16 protein-coding genes and 3 tRNA genes are annotated in these 19409 nt (G+C 38.6%); 10 read left to right on the top strand and 9 right to left on the bottom strand.

Annotation, left to right across the window (positions count from 1 at the left end; translation table 11 throughout):
• Window positions 1-10 precede the first annotated feature (10 nt).
• Complete coding sequence (gene pgl, locus AC0L4E_RS08425) at window positions 11-709, bottom strand: 6-phosphogluconolactonase (protein WP_473678823.1); 699 nt, start codon at window positions 707-709, stop codon at window positions 11-13.
• Between the two features lie 9 nt (window positions 710-718).
• Window positions 719-2191, bottom strand: coding sequence for a glucose-6-phosphate dehydrogenase (gene zwf, locus AC0L4E_RS08420; RefSeq protein ID WP_473678822.1), 1473 nt, complete (start codon window positions 2189-2191; stop codon window positions 719-721).
• A gap of 330 nt (window positions 2192-2521) precedes the next feature.
• Between zwf and AC0L4E_RS08415 the strand changes: the two genes are divergently transcribed.
• The gene (locus AC0L4E_RS08415; RefSeq protein WP_076541003.1) at window positions 2522-3376 is read left to right on the top strand and encodes a MurR/RpiR family transcriptional regulator; all 855 of its coding nucleotides are present in this window, start codon (window positions 2522-2524) and stop codon (window positions 3374-3376) included.
• Between the two features lie 205 nt (window positions 3377-3581).
• Window positions 3582-5021, top strand: coding sequence for a pyruvate kinase (gene pyk / locus AC0L4E_RS08410; protein ID WP_473678821.1), 1440 nt, complete (start codon window positions 3582-3584; stop codon window positions 5019-5021).
• Window positions 5022-5207: 186 nt separating this feature from the next.
• On the opposite strand, the gene AC0L4E_RS08405 is transcribed toward pyk, so the two are convergent.
• Both AC0L4E_RS08405 and psrA read right to left on the bottom strand, forming a co-directional pair.
• The gene (locus AC0L4E_RS08405; RefSeq protein ID WP_473678820.1) at window positions 5208-7484 is read right to left on the bottom strand and encodes an acyl-CoA dehydrogenase; all 2277 of its coding nucleotides are present in this window, start codon (window positions 7482-7484) and stop codon (window positions 5208-5210) included.
• A 9-nt stretch (window positions 7485-7493) separates the two neighbouring features.
• On the bottom strand, window positions 7494-8138 hold the full coding sequence (psrA, locus tag AC0L4E_RS08400; protein WP_102527232.1) for a TetR family transcriptional repressor PsrA: 645 nt from the start codon (window positions 8136-8138) through the stop codon (window positions 7494-7496).
• Between the two features lie 193 nt (window positions 8139-8331).
• On the opposite strand from psrA, the gene AC0L4E_RS08395 reads away from it, so the two are divergent.
• Entirely contained in the window at window positions 8332-10218 is a 1887-nt protein-coding gene (locus AC0L4E_RS08395; RefSeq protein ID WP_473678819.1) for a M2 family metallopeptidase, read from the top strand.
• Window positions 10219-11478: 1260 nt separating this feature from the next.
• Here the strand turns inward: AC0L4E_RS08395 and smrA are convergent.
• Entirely contained in the window at window positions 11479-12069 is a 591-nt protein-coding gene (smrA, locus tag AC0L4E_RS08390) for a DNA endonuclease SmrA (protein ID WP_473678818.1), read from the bottom strand.
• Between the two features lie 132 nt (window positions 12070-12201).
• Between smrA and AC0L4E_RS08385 the strand changes: the two genes are divergently transcribed.
• The 3 genes from AC0L4E_RS08385 to AC0L4E_RS08375 are packed head-to-tail and all read left to right on the top strand — an operon-like array spanning window position 12202 to window position 13349.
• Entirely contained in the window at window positions 12202-12549 is a 348-nt protein-coding gene (locus AC0L4E_RS08385) for a hypothetical protein (protein WP_473678817.1), read from the top strand.
• The gene (locus AC0L4E_RS08380; RefSeq protein WP_473678816.1) at window positions 12549-12824 is read left to right on the top strand and encodes a hypothetical protein; all 276 of its coding nucleotides are present in this window, start codon (window positions 12549-12551) and stop codon (window positions 12822-12824) included. Before AC0L4E_RS08385 ends, AC0L4E_RS08380 begins: the two co-directional genes overlap by 1 nt.
• A 36-nt stretch (window positions 12825-12860) precedes the next feature.
• The gene (locus tag AC0L4E_RS08375) at window positions 12861-13349 is read left to right on the top strand and encodes a YchJ family protein (protein WP_473678815.1); all 489 of its coding nucleotides are present in this window, start codon (window positions 12861-12863) and stop codon (window positions 13347-13349) included.
• A 28-nt stretch (window positions 13350-13377) separates the two neighbouring features.
• Here the strand turns inward: AC0L4E_RS08375 and AC0L4E_RS08370 are convergent, their stop codons facing one another.
• From AC0L4E_RS08370 to AC0L4E_RS08360, 3 genes are all read right to left on the bottom strand, one after another.
• Window positions 13378-15555, bottom strand: a complete 2178-nt coding sequence (locus AC0L4E_RS08370) for a sensor domain-containing phosphodiesterase (RefSeq protein WP_473678814.1) — start codon at window positions 15553-15555, stop codon at window positions 13378-13380.
• 236 nt (window positions 15556-15791) lie between these two features.
• Window positions 15792-16079: a DUF406 family protein gene (locus AC0L4E_RS08365; RefSeq protein WP_473678813.1), complete on the bottom strand. Its 288-nt coding sequence runs from the start codon at window positions 16077-16079 to the stop codon at window positions 15792-15794.
• Between the two features lie 133 nt (window positions 16080-16212).
• Window positions 16213-16716, bottom strand: coding sequence for a VC2046/SO_2500 family protein (locus AC0L4E_RS08360; RefSeq protein ID WP_473678812.1), 504 nt, complete (start codon window positions 16714-16716; stop codon window positions 16213-16215).
• Between the two features lie 124 nt (window positions 16717-16840).
• On the opposite strand from AC0L4E_RS08360, the gene AC0L4E_RS08355 reads away from it, so the two are divergent.
• The 4 genes from AC0L4E_RS08355 to AC0L4E_RS08340 all read left to right on the top strand — a co-directional run bounded on the left by AC0L4E_RS08355 (window position 16841) and on the right by AC0L4E_RS08340 (window position 18600).
• Window positions 16841-16925: transfer RNA gene (locus AC0L4E_RS08355), tRNA-Tyr, on the top strand.
• A gap of 30 nt (window positions 16926-16955) precedes the next feature.
• Window positions 16956-17040: transfer RNA gene (locus AC0L4E_RS08350), tRNA-Tyr, on the top strand.
• A 100-nt stretch (window positions 17041-17140) separates the two neighbouring features.
• Window positions 17141-17225: transfer RNA gene (locus AC0L4E_RS08345), tRNA-Tyr, on the top strand.
• 304 nt (window positions 17226-17529) lie between these two features.
• A complete protein-coding gene (locus tag AC0L4E_RS08340; RefSeq protein ID WP_473678811.1) occupies window positions 17530-18600 on the top strand; it encodes a PLP-dependent cysteine synthase family protein in 1071 nt (356 codons plus the stop codon).
• An 85-nt stretch (window positions 18601-18685) separates the two neighbouring features.
• On the opposite strand, the gene queE is transcribed toward AC0L4E_RS08340, so the two are convergent.
• Window positions 18686-19354 (bottom strand): 7-carboxy-7-deazaguanine synthase QueE, encoded by a 669-nt coding sequence (queE, locus tag AC0L4E_RS08335; protein ID WP_473678809.1) that lies wholly within the window; start codon window positions 19352-19354, stop codon window positions 18686-18688.
• Between the last annotated feature and the right edge of the window lie 55 nt (window positions 19355-19409).

Genomic DNA, 19409 nt, shown 5'->3' with positions numbered 1-19409 from the left:
ATGGACTCCTTTAAGCGCTATAGAACACATCAACGGGCGTTTTACGCTGCGCTAATACGGCTCTGATAGGCATTTCGTTCACATCGTCATTTTGTAGCGCTTGGCGATATACGGATAATTTAGACTCACCTACAAGGTGAAGATAAACTTGGCGACTGTTTAAAATTGCTGCCTTCGATAACGTTATACGTGCATGAGGTGCTGTTGTAGGATTAACAGCAGCGCATAAAGCATCAGTCGTAAATGCATTATCTAGCTCTTCACTACACGGGAACCACGAACATGTGTGTCCATCGGTACCCATACCTAGTACCACTACATCGAATGGTTTAGGAAAATTAGCTAAAGATTCAATCGTCATATCACAGCCCTTCTCAGGACTTTCAAACATATTTTTTAAACCACGGAATTTGGCACTTGCAGCGCGATTTTGTAATAAATGTTCACGAACTAAACGTTCATTTGAATCATTATCTTCAGCATCGACCCAACGTTCATCGGCTAAAGTGATATACACATCACTCCAATCAATGGCTTTGTTACTTAATAACTTAAATAACTTCAGCGGCGTAGAACCACCTGAAACCACAAGGCTTGCTTTGCCACGGCTATCAACAGCATCTTGTAACTGACTTGCAATTTTTTCAGCCAATTTAGCTTCTAAATCAGCTGGCGTATCAAACGACTTAAATACAGATTCTTTAATCATCATAAATCCTTACTCGTCCCAAGAACGGCCGTCTTTAGTGATAAGTGCTACTGAAGCCACAGGGCCCCATGTACCAGCAGGATAAGGCTTTGGTTTTTCGCCGCCGTTTTCCCAAGAATTCATGATGCCATCAACCCAGGTCCATGCTTCTTCAACTTCATCACGACGAACGAATAAAGCTTGGTTGCCAATCATGGCTTCTAATAGCAAACGCTCATAAGCATCAGCAATACGTTCATTTTTGAAAGTATCAGTAAAACTTAAATCAAGTTTAGTCGTTTGAATGCGCTGCTTCTCTTCAAGACCCGGCACTTTATTCATCATTTGGATTTCTACACCTTCATGGGGCTGCAGACGGATAGTTAACTTATTCGGTGGTAAGTTACGCATACTATCGCGGTAGAGATTTAAAGGTGGGTTTTTGAAATAAACAACAATTTCAGAACTCTTAAATGGCATACGTTTACCGCTACGTAAGTAGAAAGGTACGCCAGCCCAGCGCCAGTTGTCGATATCGACTCGAAGAGCTACAAAAGTTTCAGTGTTAGATTTTACGTTAGCGCCTTCTTCCTCTAAATAACCAGGAACTGGGCTACCTTTTAAGAAACCTGCGGTGTATTGACCGCGAACTGTATTCTCAAATACGTTATAAGGAGTAATTGGACGTAATGATTTAAGTACTTTTACTTTTTCATCACGAATGCTGTCAGCATCTAAATTAACTGGAGGGTCCATAGCTACAAGCGTTAACACTTGCAATAAATGGTTTTGGATCATGTCTCGCATTTGGCCAGCAGTATCAAAGTAACCCCAGCGGCCTTCAATACCCACTTCTTCGGCTACAGTGATTTGTACATGATCAATAGTTCGGTTATCCCACTTCGATGCAAATAAAGAGTTTGCAAAACGAAGCGCAATCAAATTTTGTACTGTTTCTTTACCTAAGTAATGATCGATACGATAAACCTGATTCTCATTAAAGTATTCTGACACCTTGTCGTTAATCACTTTAGATGATTCAAGACAAGTACCGATTGGCTTTTCTAGCACAATACGAGTATCAGAGTGAATAAGGTTTTGTTCGTTAAGACAGCGACAGATATCGCCAAAGATTGAAGGAGGTGTAGCAAAGTAACTGACCATGACACGCTTTGTAGGCTCTAACAAGTCATGGAATGCTTTATAACCATCAGCTTCAGTAAAATTAGTGCCGATGTAATGGCAACGAGCAATAAATCTTTCTAGGGTTTCTTCACACAACTCGTCTTTAACAAACGTGTTCAATGCTTTCTGTACTAAGGCGATAAACTCTTCTTGAGTGAAGGCATCTTTGGCGACCCCAATCACTTTTGTATCTTTATCTAGCAGGTTTGCTTTATCGAGTTGATAAAGTGAAGGCAGTAATTTACGTCTCGCGAGATCGCCCTTCGTACCAAAAAGTACAAAATCGCAAGCCTTAGCCCCTGATGATGAGTTACTCATTGCTTTACATACTCCTTTATATTGTGTGCCCATTGGCTATTATTTTGTGCTGCCGATGATTTAAAACACACTTTTGTTGTAATATAACAACAGAATTAGATTTGTGCATCTTTAATTTGAAAAAATTCGTTTGTCTTGTATCTAGCCTTTTTAACATAAAACCTGCTAGTATTTTGGTGATTAAATTACTGTACTATCTCTTTATAGTTACAGAATAACGCTGTAAAGTGACTACAAAACGTTTATAGAAGTACGAAAATTACTTCATTTACTATTAAAATGTAATTTATGATATAAAATTACATCATCCATTTTAGCGGACAATTGCTTATGAATACCCTTGAAAAGGTGCAAAAAAGCCTTACACAATTTAGTAAGTCAGAGCGTAAAGTGGCAGAAGTTATCTTATCTTCTCCACAAACAGCTATTCACTCTAGTATAGCTACGCTCGCGAAAATGGCTGACGTCAGTGAGCCAACGGTAAATCGCTTTTGTCGTCGTTTAGATACTAAGGGTTTCCCTGATTTTAAATTACATCTAGCACAAAGTCTTGCTAACGGAACACCTTATGTTAGCCGTCACGTAGAAGAAGATGATTCACCAGAATCTTACACCACAAAAATCTTCGAATCTTCAATGGCATCCCTTGATACAGCTCGCCAAAGCTTGGATGTAGTTGCTGTAAATAAAGCGGTCGATATTCTTACCCAAGCTAAAACAATTTCTTTTTTTGGACTCGGTGCATCCTCATCGGTCGCACACGATGCACAAAATAAATTCTTCAGATTTAACGTGCCTGTCATTTGTTTTGATGATGTGTTGATGCAACGTATGAGCTGCATCGGTTGTGATGAAGGCGATGTCGTTGTTTTAATATCACATACAGGTCGTACTAAATCACTGATTGAAATAGCCCGAATAGCCCGTGAAAACGGCGCTGCGGTTATTGGTATTACCGCTCGTAACTCTCCTCTTTCTCACGAATGTACTCTCCCAGTGACTATGGAAGTCCCAGAAGACACTGACATGTATTTACCAATGGCATCACGTCTTGCACAGCTAGTAACTATAGACGTACTTGCCACTGGCTTCACACTTCGTCGAGGCCCACGTTTCCGTGATAATTTGAAGCGAGTTAAAGAAGTATTGAAAGAATCTCGTGTAAACAAAGACCTTACTATTTAAATATTGCTTTAAAATGACAGGTCTAAAAAGCCGAACAGTATTGACTGTTCGGCTTTTTTTATTCTAAAGATCGATTCTGTCACAAAAATAAAACACAAAAAGCGATCATTTTGTTTGTAACTTTCCTACATAATGGCGAAATCTCTGTTAATATAGTTTCATTATTTGTACCGAATTCTTTTTCTTTAAATTAACGGAGTATCTTATGTTCCGCAGAACTAAAATCGTTACTACACTTGGCCCAGCAACTGACCGTGATGACAATTTACGTAAAATCATCGCAGCGGGTGCAAATGTGGTACGTCTTAACTTCTCACATGGTTCACCAGAAGATCATCTTAAACGTGCAACAGACGCTCGTAACATCGCTAAAGAGTTAGGTGTTCATGTTGCAGTATTAGGGGATTTACAAGGCCCCAAAATCCGCGTTTCTACTTTCAAAGATAACAAAAAAATTCAATTGAATTTAGGCGATACCTTTGTTTTAGATGCGGCGCTTGGTAAAGGCGAAGGCGACGAAAAGCAAGTTGGTATTGATTACAAAGAATTACCAAATGATGTTGCTATCGGCGATATCCTTATGCTTGATGACGGTCGCGTTCAGCTACGAGTTGATTCAGTAGATGGTCAAAAGGTTTTCACCACAGTGACTGTTGCTGGACCTTTATCAAACAATAAAGGCATCAATAAGCAAGGTGGTGGTTTAACCGCTCCTGCATTAACAGAAAAAGACAAAGCAGACATTTTAACTGCTGCGCAAATTCAAGTTGATTACCTAGCTGTTTCTTTCCCACGTACAGGTGCAGATCTAGATTTAGCACGTAAACTTGCGGAAGATGCTGGTAGCTTCGCGTTAATCGTATCTAAAGTAGAGCGTGCTGAAGCTGTTGGAACTGATGAAGCAATGGATGATGTGATTAAAGCATCTGACGCTGTAATGGTTGCTCGTGGTGACTTAGGTGTTGAAATTGGTGATGCTGCTTTAGTTGCAGTTCAAAAGAAACTTATCAAGCGTTCTCGTCAACTTAACAAAGTTGTTATTACAGCTACGCAGATGATGGAATCTATGATTTCAAGCCCTATGCCTACTCGTGCAGAAGTCATGGACGTTGCTAACGCCGTTCTTGATGGGACCGATGCAGTGATGCTTTCAGCTGAAACTGCTGCAGGTGACTTCCCTGAAGAAACCGTACTAGCCATGAGCAACGTATGTAAAGGTGCTGAACAACATCCATCAGTGATGTCTTCTAAACATAGACTTGACCAAAAGTTTAACTCTATTGAAGAAACAATCGCCCTTTCGACTATGTATGCTGCTAACCACCTAGAAGGCGTTAAAGCGATCATTAGCTTAACTGAATCTGGTGAGACAACTAAGTTAATGTCTCGCATCAGCTCTGCATTGCCAATCTTTGCTTTATCTCGTCACCAGAAGACTTTAGCGAAATTAGCTTTATTCCGCGGTGTTATGCCTGTTCAGTTTGACTCTACTGCTGTCGCTGCTGATGCGTTAGCAACAGAAGCACTTAAAGCTGTAGCAAAAGCTGGTTACCTAAAATCAGGTGACATGGTATTAATGACTAAAGGTGATGCTATGGAAACTGTTGGCGGCACTAACACTTGTAAGGTATTAGTCGTAGCTTAAAGTGTTGATACTTTGCCTTTAACTTTAAACCTGGTTGTTCACAGTTTAACAGTTATAAAAAAACCACCTCATTGAGGTGGTTTTTTATTGGGTGTGTTTTAAATAATCTTTAGGCTAAGTCATTTGATGCAACTAAGCCCGAATAAAAACTAACGTGCAATTACAACGTGTAATCTAAGATAGCAATTATAAAGACTCAAAATCATTAACGTGTATTGCCTCTAAACGTTTAGCGTCGGCATCAATCAACAAATCATATTCTTGTTGATCAATAGTATTGTTTGCTAATGCTTCACTAAATGTCGCTAACGCAGGTAGTTTTGGTGTTAACTCACCTGCCTTCTGCGCTTTTCTAATCCGAGCGTATAATGGCTTACAGTTAAGTTTTGCAAGAAATGCATTTTCAACTTCAGCTATACCACTCTTATCACCTTCAAAATCAGCACATAAGAAAGTGATACGATCGCGGGCTGGAGAAGTCTGCAGGAAGTTTTCAGCTAACGTCGTAGCCTGTTTATCCGTTGGTGCATTGAAATGATTTCCAATCGGGAAAATAATAACTTTAAGTAAAATCCCCACCATTCTATTAGGAAAGTTACGAGCAGCCTCTTCTAATGCTTTAGCAGCAAGGTGTAAGCGCTCAGTCATCACATAATGAACAATGGATAAATCATCTTGTTGACGGCCATTATCTTCAAATTGTTTTAACGTAGCGGACGCAAGATAAAGTTGGCTTAATACATCGCCCATTCTAGCGGAGATCATTTCTTTGCGTTTTAAATCGCCGCCCATAATAAGCATTGATAAATCGGTCATTATGGCTAAAGCAGACGAAAGACGACTCATATCCTTGTAGTACTGTTGAGTTGTGCCGCTAACCGGTGATGTATTGGTTTTACTTGCCGTTAATGCATTAAAAAACGCCATCACACCATTTCTAGCAGCGTAACCCATGTGACCCATTAATAGAGAATCAAAACGGTTTATAGCCGCCTTTTGATCTTCCATTGCTGCTGTTTCCATTTCAGCAAGCACATATGGATGACAGCGGGTGGCACCTTGACCAAAAATCATCAATGATCGAGTCAAAATGTTAGCACCTTCAACCGTAATTGAAATTGGGCTAGACATGTATGCATGGCCTAAATAGTTTTTAGCACCAAGCTGGATACCTTTACCAGACTGAATGTCCATTGCATCTTCAACCACATCACGACCAAGTTCTGTCATGTGATATTTCGCAATAGCTGTAACAACAGACGGTTTAACTTTTAAGTCGATACCGGTTGTCGTTAAGCAGCGAGCGGCTTCAAGTTGATAAGTGTTAGCAATAATACGTGCTAAAGCTTCTTGAACACCTTCAAACTTACCAATCGGCATACCAAATTGTTGTCGAACATAACTGTAAGCAGTGGTTGTTTTGGTTGCCATTTGCGCTGATGCAGTAGCTAAAGCAGGTAATGAAATTCCACGGCCAGCAGACAAACATTCAACCAGCATACGCCAGCCTTTACCCGCAAACTGAGGGCCGCCAATAATCCAATCTAGCGGAATAAACACGTCTTTACCGCTTGTGGTACCGTTCATAAACGCCATCATCAATGGGTTGTGACGACGACCGATTTCAACACCTTGATGATCTGTCGGAATTAACGCACAAGTGATACCGATGTTTTCTTCATCACCCAATAAGCCATCAGGGTCACGCATTTGGAATGCTAAGCCAAGTACTGTAGCAACAGGTGCTAGCGTAATATAACGTTTGTCCCAGGTTAAGCTTAAACCTAAGGTATCTTCACCGTTAAACTCACGGCGACAAACAACGCCTACATCTGGAATAGCGCCCGCATCTGAACCTGCTTCTGGACCTGTTAATGCAAAACAAGGTAACTCTTCACCCACAGCTAATGGCGGTAACCATCGATCTTTTTGCTCTTGTGTACCATAGTGAGTCAGTAACTCGCCAGGACCTAAAGAGTTTGGCACCATTACAGTCACAGCCGCACTAATACTTCGAGTAGCAATTTTACTCACAATCGTAGAATTGGCATATGCAGAAAACTCTCGGCCGCCAAACTTCTTAGGAATGATTAAGGCAAAAAAGCCTTCTTTTTTAAAGTAATTCCATAACTCTGGCGGTAAGTCTTTAAGATTATGAACAATGTCATAATCATCAATCATAGTGAGTGCTGTCATCACTTGATTATTGATAAAGTCTTGCTCTTCAGCTGATAAGGTTGGCTTGCCGTAATTATGTAGGGTATTCCAATTAGGATTGCCTCTAAATAATTCACCTTCCCACCAAACATCACCCGCTTCCATTGCTTCTTTTTCAGTGCTAGAAAGTGGCGGTAATACTTTCTTAAAGAAACTAAAAACAGGACGCGTGATAAAACGCATCCTTAAATTACGCACACCAAATAGCACGATTAGTGCTATTAATACTAGTATTAGGACAGTCATGTTAATCCCTTATTCCTTTGCTAAAATGGGTACTGATACGCCAGCAGCCATATAGGGTATTACTTTACGTATAATTGCTTCTGTATCGTTGTGTTCACCATAATCCGCTGCAGCAATCTCATTTAATGCATCAGCAGAAGCCATAGTGAAAACAATTGTTCCTAAGGTAAAGTGTAGACGCCAAAACATTTCAGCTGGAGGAATATGTGGCGCACTTGCTGACACAGCTTTTACAAACGCTTCAAGGTATTGACCATAATGCGTGGTAATAAACCATCTTAAATGGCCTTGGCTTTCAATATAGCCACGACCTAGTAATTGTAAAAATATTGTCGTGCCACCATGTCGAACTTGGTTTAACTCTAACAAAGGCTTAATTAGTGATGAAAATATTTCATTCAAATTTGCCAGTTCTGGATTTTTAAATAACCGTTGTATTTCAGCAGCTGCACTTGGCATGAACACATCTAAGTATCTTGCAAGTACGGCTCGAATTAGTTCTTTCTTTGAACCAAAATGATAGTTAACAGAAGCTAGATTGACTTCCGCTTTACTAGTTATTAATCTTAACGATGTTTCTGAAAAGCCTCTTTCGGCAAATAATTTTTCAGCGGCATCAAGAATTCTTGTTTTTGTATCTGTTCTGCTTGCCATTCCATGACCCATTTCAATTTAAAACACTCGTTTAAATTAAACATTGAGCGCACAGTTGTCAATCTTATTTACCTAAGTCGCACTAAAGAAACCATATGATTCATACCATCACAGCTAGATAGTTTAACAAAAATGCAATAAACGCCTTATTTATGTAAACTGACGCCGACATTAAAATAAGGAAACCTGTAAGATGAAACAGCCTTTTAAACAGCCGTCTACAATTGCTCTTATTATTTCAATTGCATTAGGGCTTACAGCTTGTCAGCAAGTTGAAGAAGAAATCATCGTTTCAACAGCAAAAGGAAGTGACACAACAAATCCATCAGCTGTTATTGATGGCTCCCCTATTGACTCGAAGTCAGCGATCAAATTTATAAACAATGCAGAAGCCGAGCTTGCAAAACTTTCCGTAGAAGGCGCAAGAACAGAATGGGTTTACAGTAATTTTATTACTGAAGACACAGCAGCGCTATCAGCTGCAATTGGTGAAAAAATAACTGCTCGTTCAGTGAGTTTTGCAACAGAAGCTGCTCAATATGCCAATGTAGAATTGGATCCTATAAATGCACGAAAGCTGCACATACTACGCAGTAGTCTAGTGTTACCTGCACCATTAGATCCGATTAAAAATGCTGAATTAGCTCAAATAAGCTCTGAATTAAATGGCTTATACGGTAAAGGTAAGTATTGCTTTGACGATGCTCGGTGTTTAACACAGCCTGAGCTTTCTGCATTAATGGCTGAATCTAAAGATCCTGCGGTGTTGCTTGAAGCTTGGCAAGGCTGGCGTGAAATAGCTAAGCCTATGCGCCCGCTATTTGAACGTGAAGTTGAACTTGCTAATGAAGGAGCAAGGGATCTTGGTTTTGCTGACTTGTCTGAATTATGGCGAAGTCAGTACGATATGAAGCCAGATGATTTTTCAGCTGAGTTAGATCGATTATGGAGCGATATCAAACCTTTATATGATTCATTACACTGCTACGTACGTGGCGAACTGAATGAACAATACGGTGATGATGTTGCGCCTAAACAAGGCCCTATTCCAGCACATTTACTTGGTAATATGTGGGCACAGCAATGGGGAACCATATATAATTCGGTTGCTCCCGCTGATGCCGATCCAGGTTATGATGTCACCGCCCTGTTGGCTCAAAACAATTATGATGAAATCAAAATGGTAGAACAAGCAGAAAGCTTTTTCTCATCACTCGGTTTTGATGAGTTACCAGACACATTTTGGACTCGCTCCCTTTTTGTACAACCTAAAGATCGCGATGTAGTATGCCATGCTTCAGCTTGGGATTTAGATAACCAAGATGATATTCGTATTAAGATGTGTATCCAAAAAACGGCTGAAGATTTTACTGTTATTCATCACGAATTAGGCCACAACTATTACCAGAGAGCTTATAAAAACCAACCTCACCTGTTTAAAGGTTCGGCCAATGATGGTTTCCATGAAGCCATTGGCGATACTATCGCACTATCAATTACACCAAGTTATCTAAAACAAATTGGCTTACTTTCTGAAGTTCCAGATGAATCAAAAGATATTGGCTTATTACTCAAGCAAGCATTAGATAAAATTGCCTTTATGCCTTTTGGCTTAATGATTGATCAGTGGCGCTGGAAAGTATTCAATGGTGAAATTTCACCAGAGCAATACAACCAAGCATGGTGGGATTTACGCGAAAAATATCAAGGTGTCGCAGCTCCTATTGAAAGAACAGAAGCAGATTTTGATCCAGGCGCTAAATATCATGTTCCAGGCAATGTGCCATACACTCGCTACTTTTTAGCTCATGTACTTCAATTTCAATTCCACAAGTCCTTATGCGATATTGCGGGCAATGAAGGGCCAGTTCATCGTTGTAGTATATATGGTAACGAACAAGCTGGAGCTAAATTGAACCAAATGCTGGAATCAGGCTTAAGCCAGCCTTGGCCCGAAGCGTTAAACATTGTGACTGGTACTAAATCAATGGATGCAAAAGCGGTACTTGATTATTTTGCGCCGTTACAGGTTTGGTTAGACCAACAAAACAAAACTGAGAATCGTCAGTGTGGTTGGTAATCAATTAAAGTAATTCATCCAAATATTATATATCGAAGAGCATCTATCTATGAAAATGGATAGGTGTTCTTTAAAAGTTTGTTTATATCCATTATCTCGCAATGAACGTAAGCAACACTAAGCGCGCAACATCAATTTAACACCATCAAAACAACCCGCTAAATGATTATTAACGTCATTAAAGTGGCACCTGTCAATCTTTCCACTAACGTGACCTACCTCACACTAAAATCGCTTTTTGTGACTAAAAAATATGATAATTTACGCCTGTACACAAAGTGAATGGAGTTACTTGTACCGCTATTTGTATTTAATAGTCATAGGCAAAATTTATTATTGAAACTTGTTCATCCATAAAGTTAGTTCCTCTATCTAATTTAATTGAAACAAATCTCTGACTTTTTATTATTTGCCCTATTTAGTACATTCTTCATCATTTTGGTATAGCTTCATGTCGCATGAAGCTGGGAGTGTTTGTGTGAAAAAAGAAATTACGTAAAGCTAAGAAATGGCAGAGCTAAACGCATCCGTAAAGGATCGACACTCAATTACAGCAATCACAAAAACAGCATTCATTTGTTATTTGTCACTATCGCTATTCTTTATTTTGTCATGAGATGATGAGATAAAATCTACGGAATTAGATTTATGCGTAAAATACCAGTTCATATCGCCAACTGACGCAACAATAAGCCCCTAAAAATTAACCCAACAGAAACCAAGAGGCAACACAAACTATACACATAGGTCATTGTCTTAAAATAGTTTTTACTATTTTCTGTGTATTGGTAGGTCATTTCATTTAAATCACATCAATGCTCACATAAGAGAATAAAACTAGGTTATTTTTGCAGAGTTAAATGACAAAGTAATTGATTCAATTGTTTATTATAAAATTTTTCAACTTGTTGAATGACTTTTAGTTTATTAACTCATTTCATACAGTCAGCAGCAATTGTTTAAGTCCATAACCTATCAGTTCGGTTTTCCAGATTCGAAAACCAAGGCATTATATGAAAAAAAGTAGTTACCAAAAACTTCGCAATCAACGTGCAAAGCGTTTAAACAACGAAATCGAACCAAAGGAAAACAACTTACCTACAGTCTTAATCTTTGTTGTATTAGTTTTAGTACTCGTTTATTTTTTAATTTAACCATTTTATGAACAATACCTTTTACTCATAACAGGGTATCTTGCCCAATAATATCAGCCTTTATCTAAGTGCCAAACTTAAATGCTAAGAGTCAAATTAGTTTAATTTATCTAAATCCACTGCCCTTTCTGTTAGTTTCACTTGCGACAACACGCTGTTGATCATTTTTAACTAGCATGACAAATATTGCGCCTGTTCCCCCCTGTTCACGGGTCGCACTATGAAATGCCTGCACTTGCTCTAATTGAACTAACCAAGTATTCACTGCAGATTTCATTAGGGCTGGAAACGGCTTACTTTTAAACCCTTTACCGTGAATGATGAGTAAATTCCGCTCACCTCTTTCATAAGCCAATAAAATGGTATTTATCAGCTCTTCACGCGCCTTAGATAATCTGTAAGCGTGTAAATCTAAGATTGTTTTGGATTTATATTTCCCAAGACGTAAATGACGAAACACTTCCTCTTGAACGCCATTTATTTTATGACTAATAATTTCTTCTGGTGTCACAACGGTCATCATGGCAGGTTCGATTGTTAATTTTTGTAAGTACTCGTTCTGCGCTGCTGCCGCTCTTCTTGCTAGTTGCGCCTCTGTAACAGGCTGATTTTGAATTCTAAAATGATTGTCGCTTTCCTTTAATGGCTTTACATTGGCCATTTCTGCTAAAAATAAATCATTATCTTGTTCTTGCATGAACCACTCCTACACACTTTGTAAAGATTCGTTGCTTTTGATACTGGATAGAATAATTTATAGTGTCATTCATATTATGAACTGCAACGGCATTCATTCATCACTCATTATATTTAAGAGCATTCTATTTGCATGAGCCATATCAAATTATTTTTTATTAGCTTCTTCTCTATCATGAGCTTTTACGTATCTGCCGAGCAATTATCGGATAACGATGTAATCAATGCTAACTATAAAGTCTTCTCTAGTGGATTCGAAAATTTAGATCTTGATAGTATCGACATCATTTACGCTGATGATGCTGTTTATATCTCAGAAACACTAGATAAAGAAATAGTGACAGGTAAAGACGATATTCAAGCGCTTTATAGCGTTTTTTTAAAAAAATCGCTAAGAAGTCAGCTCATATTGATGTTGATTTTAGAATCATCAACAGAGAGCTCAACGAGAAAACCGCGACTGATGTTGGTTACTACCTAGTGCGCTTTCATCCTCGTAAAGAGACCGGTGAACCTACTAGCGTATTTTCTGGAAAATTTGTTTTAGTATCACGCAAAGTGGGCAAGCAACAATGGCAGTTTATTGTTGACTCTAATACCAAAGCTAATCCAGAATTTTATTTCGCAGCAAAACCAGTATCTAACTTATACTATGGTCGTCAATTTAATCCAAAGCTTAATCAATTAGACGAATCAGAACATAATGTTGAATTGGAACTTGAAGAGCATAATGAATCAGATGGCCACAACCATTAACTACGATGCTGATATTCTAAAAACAAAAATGAATAAATGAAAATAGAAAACAAAACCCCATGCCCTTGCGGCTTAGCAAAACAATATCAAGATTGTTGCCAACCCTACCACCTAAAAAGTCAGTCTGCTGATAACGTAGAATCACTCATGCGCTCACGTTACTGCGCATTTGCACTACATCAGTTTGAGTACTTAATTGAAACCCATCATCCTCAATTTTTAAACGGGCTAACCATTAACATGCTTGCACAAGGCGCTGATGATACCCAATGGTTAGGTTTAGACGTCGAACACACATCACAAGATGTTAATGCTCAAACTGGCTCTGTTACATTTAAAGCTTGGTATCTTAATGGTGGCGAGATTGATGCAATATATGAATGTTCACAATTTCAATATTTGGATGGTAAATGGTACTACACTGAGGGAAAACAAAAGGTTGTACAATTGCCCAAACGAAACGATAAATGCATTTGTCATAGTGGCAAAAAATTTAAAGCGTGTTGCATGACAAAGATGGCCTAGTGCTTGGGTTCACTAAACAACTGATGAATTAGTGAATCACTTCATTTTGTTCAAAAATGAACTTTGAAAACTCATTTTCTCGAATAGCTGGACTATACAAATAGCCTTGAGCATGGTGACAGCAGCTATCTTCTAAGAACACTTCCTGCTCTTTAGTTTCAACTCCTTCTGCAGTTAATGAAATATTCAGTGCTTTAGCCATGGCGATGATAGCACTGACAATTTCACGACTTTCATGACTTGTAGTTAAGTCAGAAATAAATGAGCGATCAATTTTCAATTTACTGATTGGAAATTGTTTTAAATAACGCATAGAACTGTAGCCAGTGCCGAAATCATCAATAGCTAGCCCAACACCTAAATCAGCTAACTCTTGGCATAAACGGGTCGCATGACGGATATCACCCATTAATTCAGTTTCAGTAATCTCTAGTATTAAACTTTGTGGCTTTAAGCGGTAACGAGTGACTAAATTCCACACTTGTTCAAATAAATTACCACTGAAAAACTGTCTTGCTGCAACGTTAACATGCATAACGATATCAACGTTTTTGTGTTGCCATAAATTAAGTTGTTTACAAGCAGCCTCAAGCACCCAATCACCAATTGCGTTGATCATGCCAGATTGTTCTGCTATTTCTATAAATGCACCTGGGTATAGCACCCCTTTTTTAGGATGGTGCCAACGGATCAGCGCCTCAGCACCAATAAACTTATGGTTTTTTAAATCCATTAATGGCTGATAGTAAAGCTCAAATTGTCTGCCACGAATTGCAGACATTAAATCACGTTCAATATCGGCATTATTTTTGAAGGTTGCTAATAAATCATCATTAAAAATTTGATAATTCATCATGGCTTTCTTTTTTGCATACTGCAGAGCAATATCAGCACAAGATAAAGGTGAAAACTGATGAGCAACTGCGCTTACATCGACAACCGCAATCGCAGCTTTTGGATCCACTTTCTCACGACCAATCACAGATGGAACTGCCAGCTTTTGATATAGTTTAAAGACTTGCTCTTCAAGAATATCACTCGATGCTATTTCTGGTAGTAAAACCGCAAATTCGTCACTTCCTACACGGGCAACATCAATAGCATCATTGCTTTTCGCAAAATGTTTTAGACGTCTAGCAACTTCAGTGAGTAATGCATCGCCTTGTTCGTGACCGCTAGTATCATTAAAGCGTTTGAAGCCCATCAAATCGATTAGGAACAAAACACCTGAGGTTGCACGATCTAACTGCTGAGTAAAATGAAGACGATTGTGTAATCCGGTTAACGTGCAGTTCCATGCCAAGTTTTCTAACTCATCTTTATGATGTCGTTGCTCTGTAACATCAATACAAGAAACTAAGGCATAATAGTTCCCTTGCTGTGTAACAAAGCGGTTTGCTTGATATTGAGCCCAATATTTGGTGCCATCAATTCTTTCTAATTCAGCTTCACCTTTGACCATTTCACCAGAGATGAGCCTTTGAGTTAACTCATTGGCTAACTCACGTTTACCTCTAAAGAAATCCAGTGTGATTAATTCATTGTCTTGCACTACATTGCGACTTAACCCTGTCATTTTTTCATGGGCAGGATTAATGTATTCAATGATTTGTGTTTTAAGATTAACCAACATGAGTACGTGCTGAGCTTGCTCGGTCGCACTATGAAATAAGGTTAAACGTTCGTCATTATCATAGGCATAACGAGTCGCCAGCGTCAGTGCAAGCTGATCTGCAAACTGGCAAGCAAACTCAATTGTAGGGATGGACAATTCAACATGACTGTCAAATTCAATGCATAACAAACCTTCTATGTGTCCGTTAATGCGAATAGCAACGTCTAGATTAGATTGAATGCCGGATTGCTTATAATATTCTGAAAAGCAGCCGAGTCGTTTATCGGTTGCTGAAATGCTGCTGGCAATATGTCGATAACGACGTATTTCATCGAAATAGCTTTCTGAGGCGAAATGTTCATCTCTTAATTGCTTAATCGCATGACTGATTTCAACGGTAGGAGAGAGGCAGGCAATAACTTTTTGCTCTAATGCTTTATCACGCAAAGAGATAACTGAAACACAAGTAGCATTAAAATATTTTAGTAACAATTTACATGCTAATTCAGAGGTTCGGGTAAAATCCCCTTTCTCTTTAGCGACAGAGTTTACAATTAACTCTAATAAATGTTGTTGCTCACTTTGTTTCATTATTATTCCCAACAAGACAGCTTAGCAATCGGGTTGACCTCATTCTTAGGAGGTATTATCGCTTTAAAGTCAGGGTAAATTAGTTTACCCATTTAAAATTACAGTCAAAACTGCAATATAGGACAGGCAAATTAACCTATTCCAAAAAAAGTAGTAATGTTACTTAGGTTACACTTGCAACAAAAAATTGCAAGATGTAACCATCAAATATACATGATAATCAAAGACTTTACTGTTTAAAGACTATTTTCTAGTTGGAATATCATTTTTTCAGCAGTAAATTCGAATTCGAGAAAAACAGTATAATGCTTTTCTGATTTATCAAAGCTTGTTTTGACACTATCAAAACGTTGTTTTGCTTTATTGATAATACTTTGAGTATCGGCTTCAGCGTTTTCGCCCTCTATCTGAAGTATCAATTGGGTATCTTGCTCGTCAATCACAGTGCCGATATCCACAAATGAGCCGCAGTCATTGCAACTATCACTAACTTGAACTTCTTGCTTAGTAATTGTTTTAATCATCTTAATCGCCTTCCACTGCTTTAAAAGCGTCAGCATAACGTAAAAACTGTAATTAATTGTCTAGCTAGTTCACACAATTAGCAGAACATGATATTCAACAAATGTTACAAGGATAATTTTTAGTGTCTAAATATCAAGCGACTGCATAAAGTTGACTCGCTAAAGTTTCACTTATTTTACGTTGAGTGGTTAATTGATCTAAAAAATGGATTTGATTTATCTCAGAAATTTCAGGTACAGATTGCTTATGTTTAAGTTTGGTTAACTCATCACAGTTAGCCAATACTATTTGCATGTCATCTTGATACTGACCACGTGTGACTATTGCTTCAGGTCGTAGAGCTTGAGTTAAATGGAATTGCGATGCACCACCACGCTGAAATTCCTGTGCATTATTAACTGCTTCTTGTTGTGATAAATCACAAACCAATTGCTGCTTTTTAGGTAACTCAAAAGATTTGTACAGTTTTTCATCAATATTGAGTTCTTTATCTAACTGAAATTGAGACATATCACGTGCATCAATAGAGAGCATAGATAAAAGAAGGCCAAATTCACCACGGCGATCATGTTCAATCGCATCATTTAAGCGATTGCCCAGTTGTAGTTCATTGACTAAAGGAAACTCAATTTGCATATAAAAACATCATTAAATACTGCGATTGTTATTTTATCGACCACTTGAACAAATACTTGAGACTTATTTTCGATTTTGGCTTTACTTATATTTAATTCGTGACTATTATTCTCGCCGCAATTGAGGAGGGGTTCCCGAGTGGCCAAAGGGATCAGACTGTAAATCTGACGGCTCAGCCTTCGAAGGTTCGAATCCTTCTCCCTCCACCATTTGCACCAGTGATAAATATACCGTTTCGTGGAGGGGTTCCCGAGTGGCCAAAGGGATCAGACTGTAAATCTGACGGCTCAGCCTTCGAAGGTTCGAATCCTTCTCCCTCCACCATTTATCGTTATGGTTATCACTAAAAAATTATATTGTTGTGGCCAACAATATAAGCAATTAAGTAAAAGATAGATTAGTAAAAAGATAAGTAAGAAAATGTGGAGGGGTTCCCGAGTGGCCAAAGGGATCAGACTGTAAATCTGACGGCTCAGCCTTCGAAGGTTCGAATCCTTCTCCCTCCACCACTTCTTATTTAACGAATCAGATATTGTTTTAATATCTTAAAATAATTCACTTGCTCAAACTCTCAAACTCTCAAACTCTCAAACTCTCAAACTCTCAAACTCTCAAACTTCAAATTATCTGCTCTTTATAGAGTAATCAGTTAATTCAATTTTAAATCCTAAATATGTTTCATAAAAATTTACACTTGGCATTGTTATATCTATGTTAATTAATGATTTTTCATAGGATTAGGCTTTTATGCCTCTTTAAGCTATGAATAAATAAGACTATGATAATGGCCTCTTTTCTATTAAAGGTTCCATTATGTCTAAACAATGGGTTAATCAGGCTATCGCTAAAATCGAAGCCGACTTCCAAAGAAGCGCTGACACACATTTAATTAAGTTAGACCTCCCACAACTTGATGGCATAGATATATACCTTAAAGATGAAAGCACGCACCCTACGGGCAGTCTTAAGCATCGCCTAGCCCGCTCACTGTTTTTATATGCTTTATCTAATGGTTGGGTAAATGAAAATACCACTATTATAGAATCTTCATCAGGTAGTACTGCGGTTTCAGAAGCCTACTTCTCTCGTTTATTGGGTCTGCCTTTTATTGCTGTTATGCCCTCTTCGACTGCCAAGACCAAAATCGAGCAGATCGAGTTTTATGGCGGGCAATGCCATTTTGTAGACCACAGCAGTAAAATATATGCAGAATCAGAACGTTTAGCAGATGAGTTAAATGGTCACTATATGGATCAGTTTACTTTTGCAGAGCGTGCTACCGATTGGCGTGGCAACAATAACATTGCTGATTCCATTTTTAATCAAATGCAAAAAGAGCCGCATCCAATTCCAGCTTGGATTGTAATGAGCCCAGGTACAGGTGGTACATCAGCCACTATCGGTCGTTATCTTAACTATCAACAACTGGCCACTCAATTATGTGTTGTAGACCCTGAAAACTCGGTTTTCTTTGATTACTTCCATAAACGCGATCATTCAATTACTTGTGAGAATGGCAGTAAAATTGAAGGGATTGGTAGACCAAGAGTTGAGCCTTCCTTTATTGCTGGCGTGGTCGACGAAATGATAAAAATTCCTGATGCCGCCTCCCTTGCCACCATGAACTGGCTAGCTGCGTTAATTGGTCGAAAAGTAGGCCCATCGACAGGGACCAATCTTTACGGCGTGCTGCAATTGGCTTGTAAAATGAAACAACAAGGAAAGAAAGGGTCATTAGTGACGTTATTGTGCGACTCAGGTGAGCGTTACTTAGACACTTATTACAATAATAAATGGATTGCAGATAATATTGGCTCAACTAAACAGTATGACGATTCACTGCTTGAATTTAATGATTCGGGTTGTTTGAATCATTCTAAATAGCTTTTATCGTTCTTTACAAAAAAACCGCTTAAATAGCGTTTTTTTTATGACGAAATATTATCAAATCGCACAATAAGGTAGTCGCCTAATCGATATCTAAATACTTATGTGTTTGAATAGATAAACGCCAATTACGCGCGATGCAGGTTTTCATCGCAAGCTCAGTTGCCCTAGGCTTTTGACTGATGGGTTGAAGACAAATAGTTTTACCCTTGGTATCAATGGGGCTCAATAAGGCATCCAGTTCATCAATATGTTTTTGCGTTGCAATCGGGTGCTTAATTTCATTGGCACGTACCAAGGCTTGCTCAAGCACTTCATAACCGCCCTTCATGTTGACTTTAGGTGACACTGTCACCCAAACATCTTCGTGGCAAATTACTTCAAACGTGCCACTGGTTTCAATCTGAATAACATATCCAGCAGCAATAAAGTCGTTAGTCATGGCAGTCAAATCATATAAACAAGGCTCGCCACCAGTTAATACGATATGTTTTGCAGTAAAACCTTTGGCTTTAAAGGCATCAATTAAGCTTGAGGCATTATGTTCAGCCCAACGACCGATTGTGCCATCAACTTGTATTACTTGTTCTTGAGTCACCTTATTTTCGGCTAACACGTCCCAAGTCTGTTTAGTATCACACCATGAACAACCAACAGGGCAGCCTTGAAGACGCACAAAGAGTGCTGGGACACCAGTAAACGTACCCTCGCCTTGGATTGTTTCAAATACTTCATTTACTGGATAATTCATTAGCTAACCTTTTCTAAATATCACTCAATCAAGGACATGTTGTTAAGTTTACAGC

Source organism: Shewanella sp. GJ50-10, assembly GCF_055808815.1.
The sequence above is the reverse complement of the archived record's forward strand: the minus strand, read 5'-3'. Positions and strand labels throughout refer to the sequence as shown.

Excerpts from the sequence above, each read along its gene's own strand:
- AC0L4E_RS08375 (WP_473678815.1), top strand. The coding sequence starts at position 12,861 with ATGAAAATAGAAAACAAAACCCCATGCCCTTGCGGCTTAGCAAAACAA.
- pyk (WP_473678821.1), top strand. The coding sequence starts at position 3,582 with ATGTTCCGCAGAACTAAAATCGTTACTACACTTGGCCCAGCAACTGAC.
- pgl (WP_473678823.1), bottom strand. The coding sequence starts at position 709 with ATGATTAAAGAATCTGTATTTAAGTCGTTTGATACGCCAGCTGATTTA.
- psrA (WP_102527232.1), bottom strand. The coding sequence starts at position 8,138 with ATGGCAAGCAGAACAGATACAAAAACAAGAATTCTTGATGCCGCTGAA.
- AC0L4E_RS08370 (WP_473678814.1), bottom strand. The coding sequence starts at position 15,555 with ATGAAACAAAGTGAGCAACAACATTTATTAGAGTTAATTGTAAACTCT.
- zwf (WP_473678822.1), bottom strand. The coding sequence starts at position 2,191 with ATGAGTAACTCATCATCAGGGGCTAAGGCTTGCGATTTTGTACTTTTT.
- queE (WP_473678809.1), bottom strand. The coding sequence starts at position 19,354 with ATGAATTATCCAGTAAATGAAGTATTTGAAACAATCCAAGGCGAGGGT.
- AC0L4E_RS08415 (WP_076541003.1), top strand. The coding sequence starts at position 2,522 with ATGAATACCCTTGAAAAGGTGCAAAAAAGCCTTACACAATTTAGTAAG.
- AC0L4E_RS08360 (WP_473678812.1), bottom strand. The coding sequence starts at position 16,716 with ATGCAAATTGAGTTTCCTTTAGTCAATGAACTACAACTGGGCAATCGC.
- AC0L4E_RS08340 (WP_473678811.1), top strand. The coding sequence starts at position 17,530 with ATGTCTAAACAATGGGTTAATCAGGCTATCGCTAAAATCGAAGCCGAC.
- AC0L4E_RS08365 (WP_473678813.1), bottom strand. The coding sequence starts at position 16,079 with ATGATTAAAACAATTACTAAGCAAGAAGTTCAAGTTAGTGATAGTTGC.
- AC0L4E_RS08395 (WP_473678819.1), top strand. The coding sequence starts at position 8,332 with ATGAAACAGCCTTTTAAACAGCCGTCTACAATTGCTCTTATTATTTCA.
- AC0L4E_RS08385 (WP_473678817.1), top strand. The coding sequence starts at position 12,202 with ATGAGCCATATCAAATTATTTTTTATTAGCTTCTTCTCTATCATGAGC.
- AC0L4E_RS08405 (WP_473678820.1), bottom strand. The coding sequence starts at position 7,484 with ATGACTGTCCTAATACTAGTATTAATAGCACTAATCGTGCTATTTGGT.
- smrA (WP_473678818.1), bottom strand. The coding sequence starts at position 12,069 with ATGCAAGAACAAGATAATGATTTATTTTTAGCAGAAATGGCCAATGTA.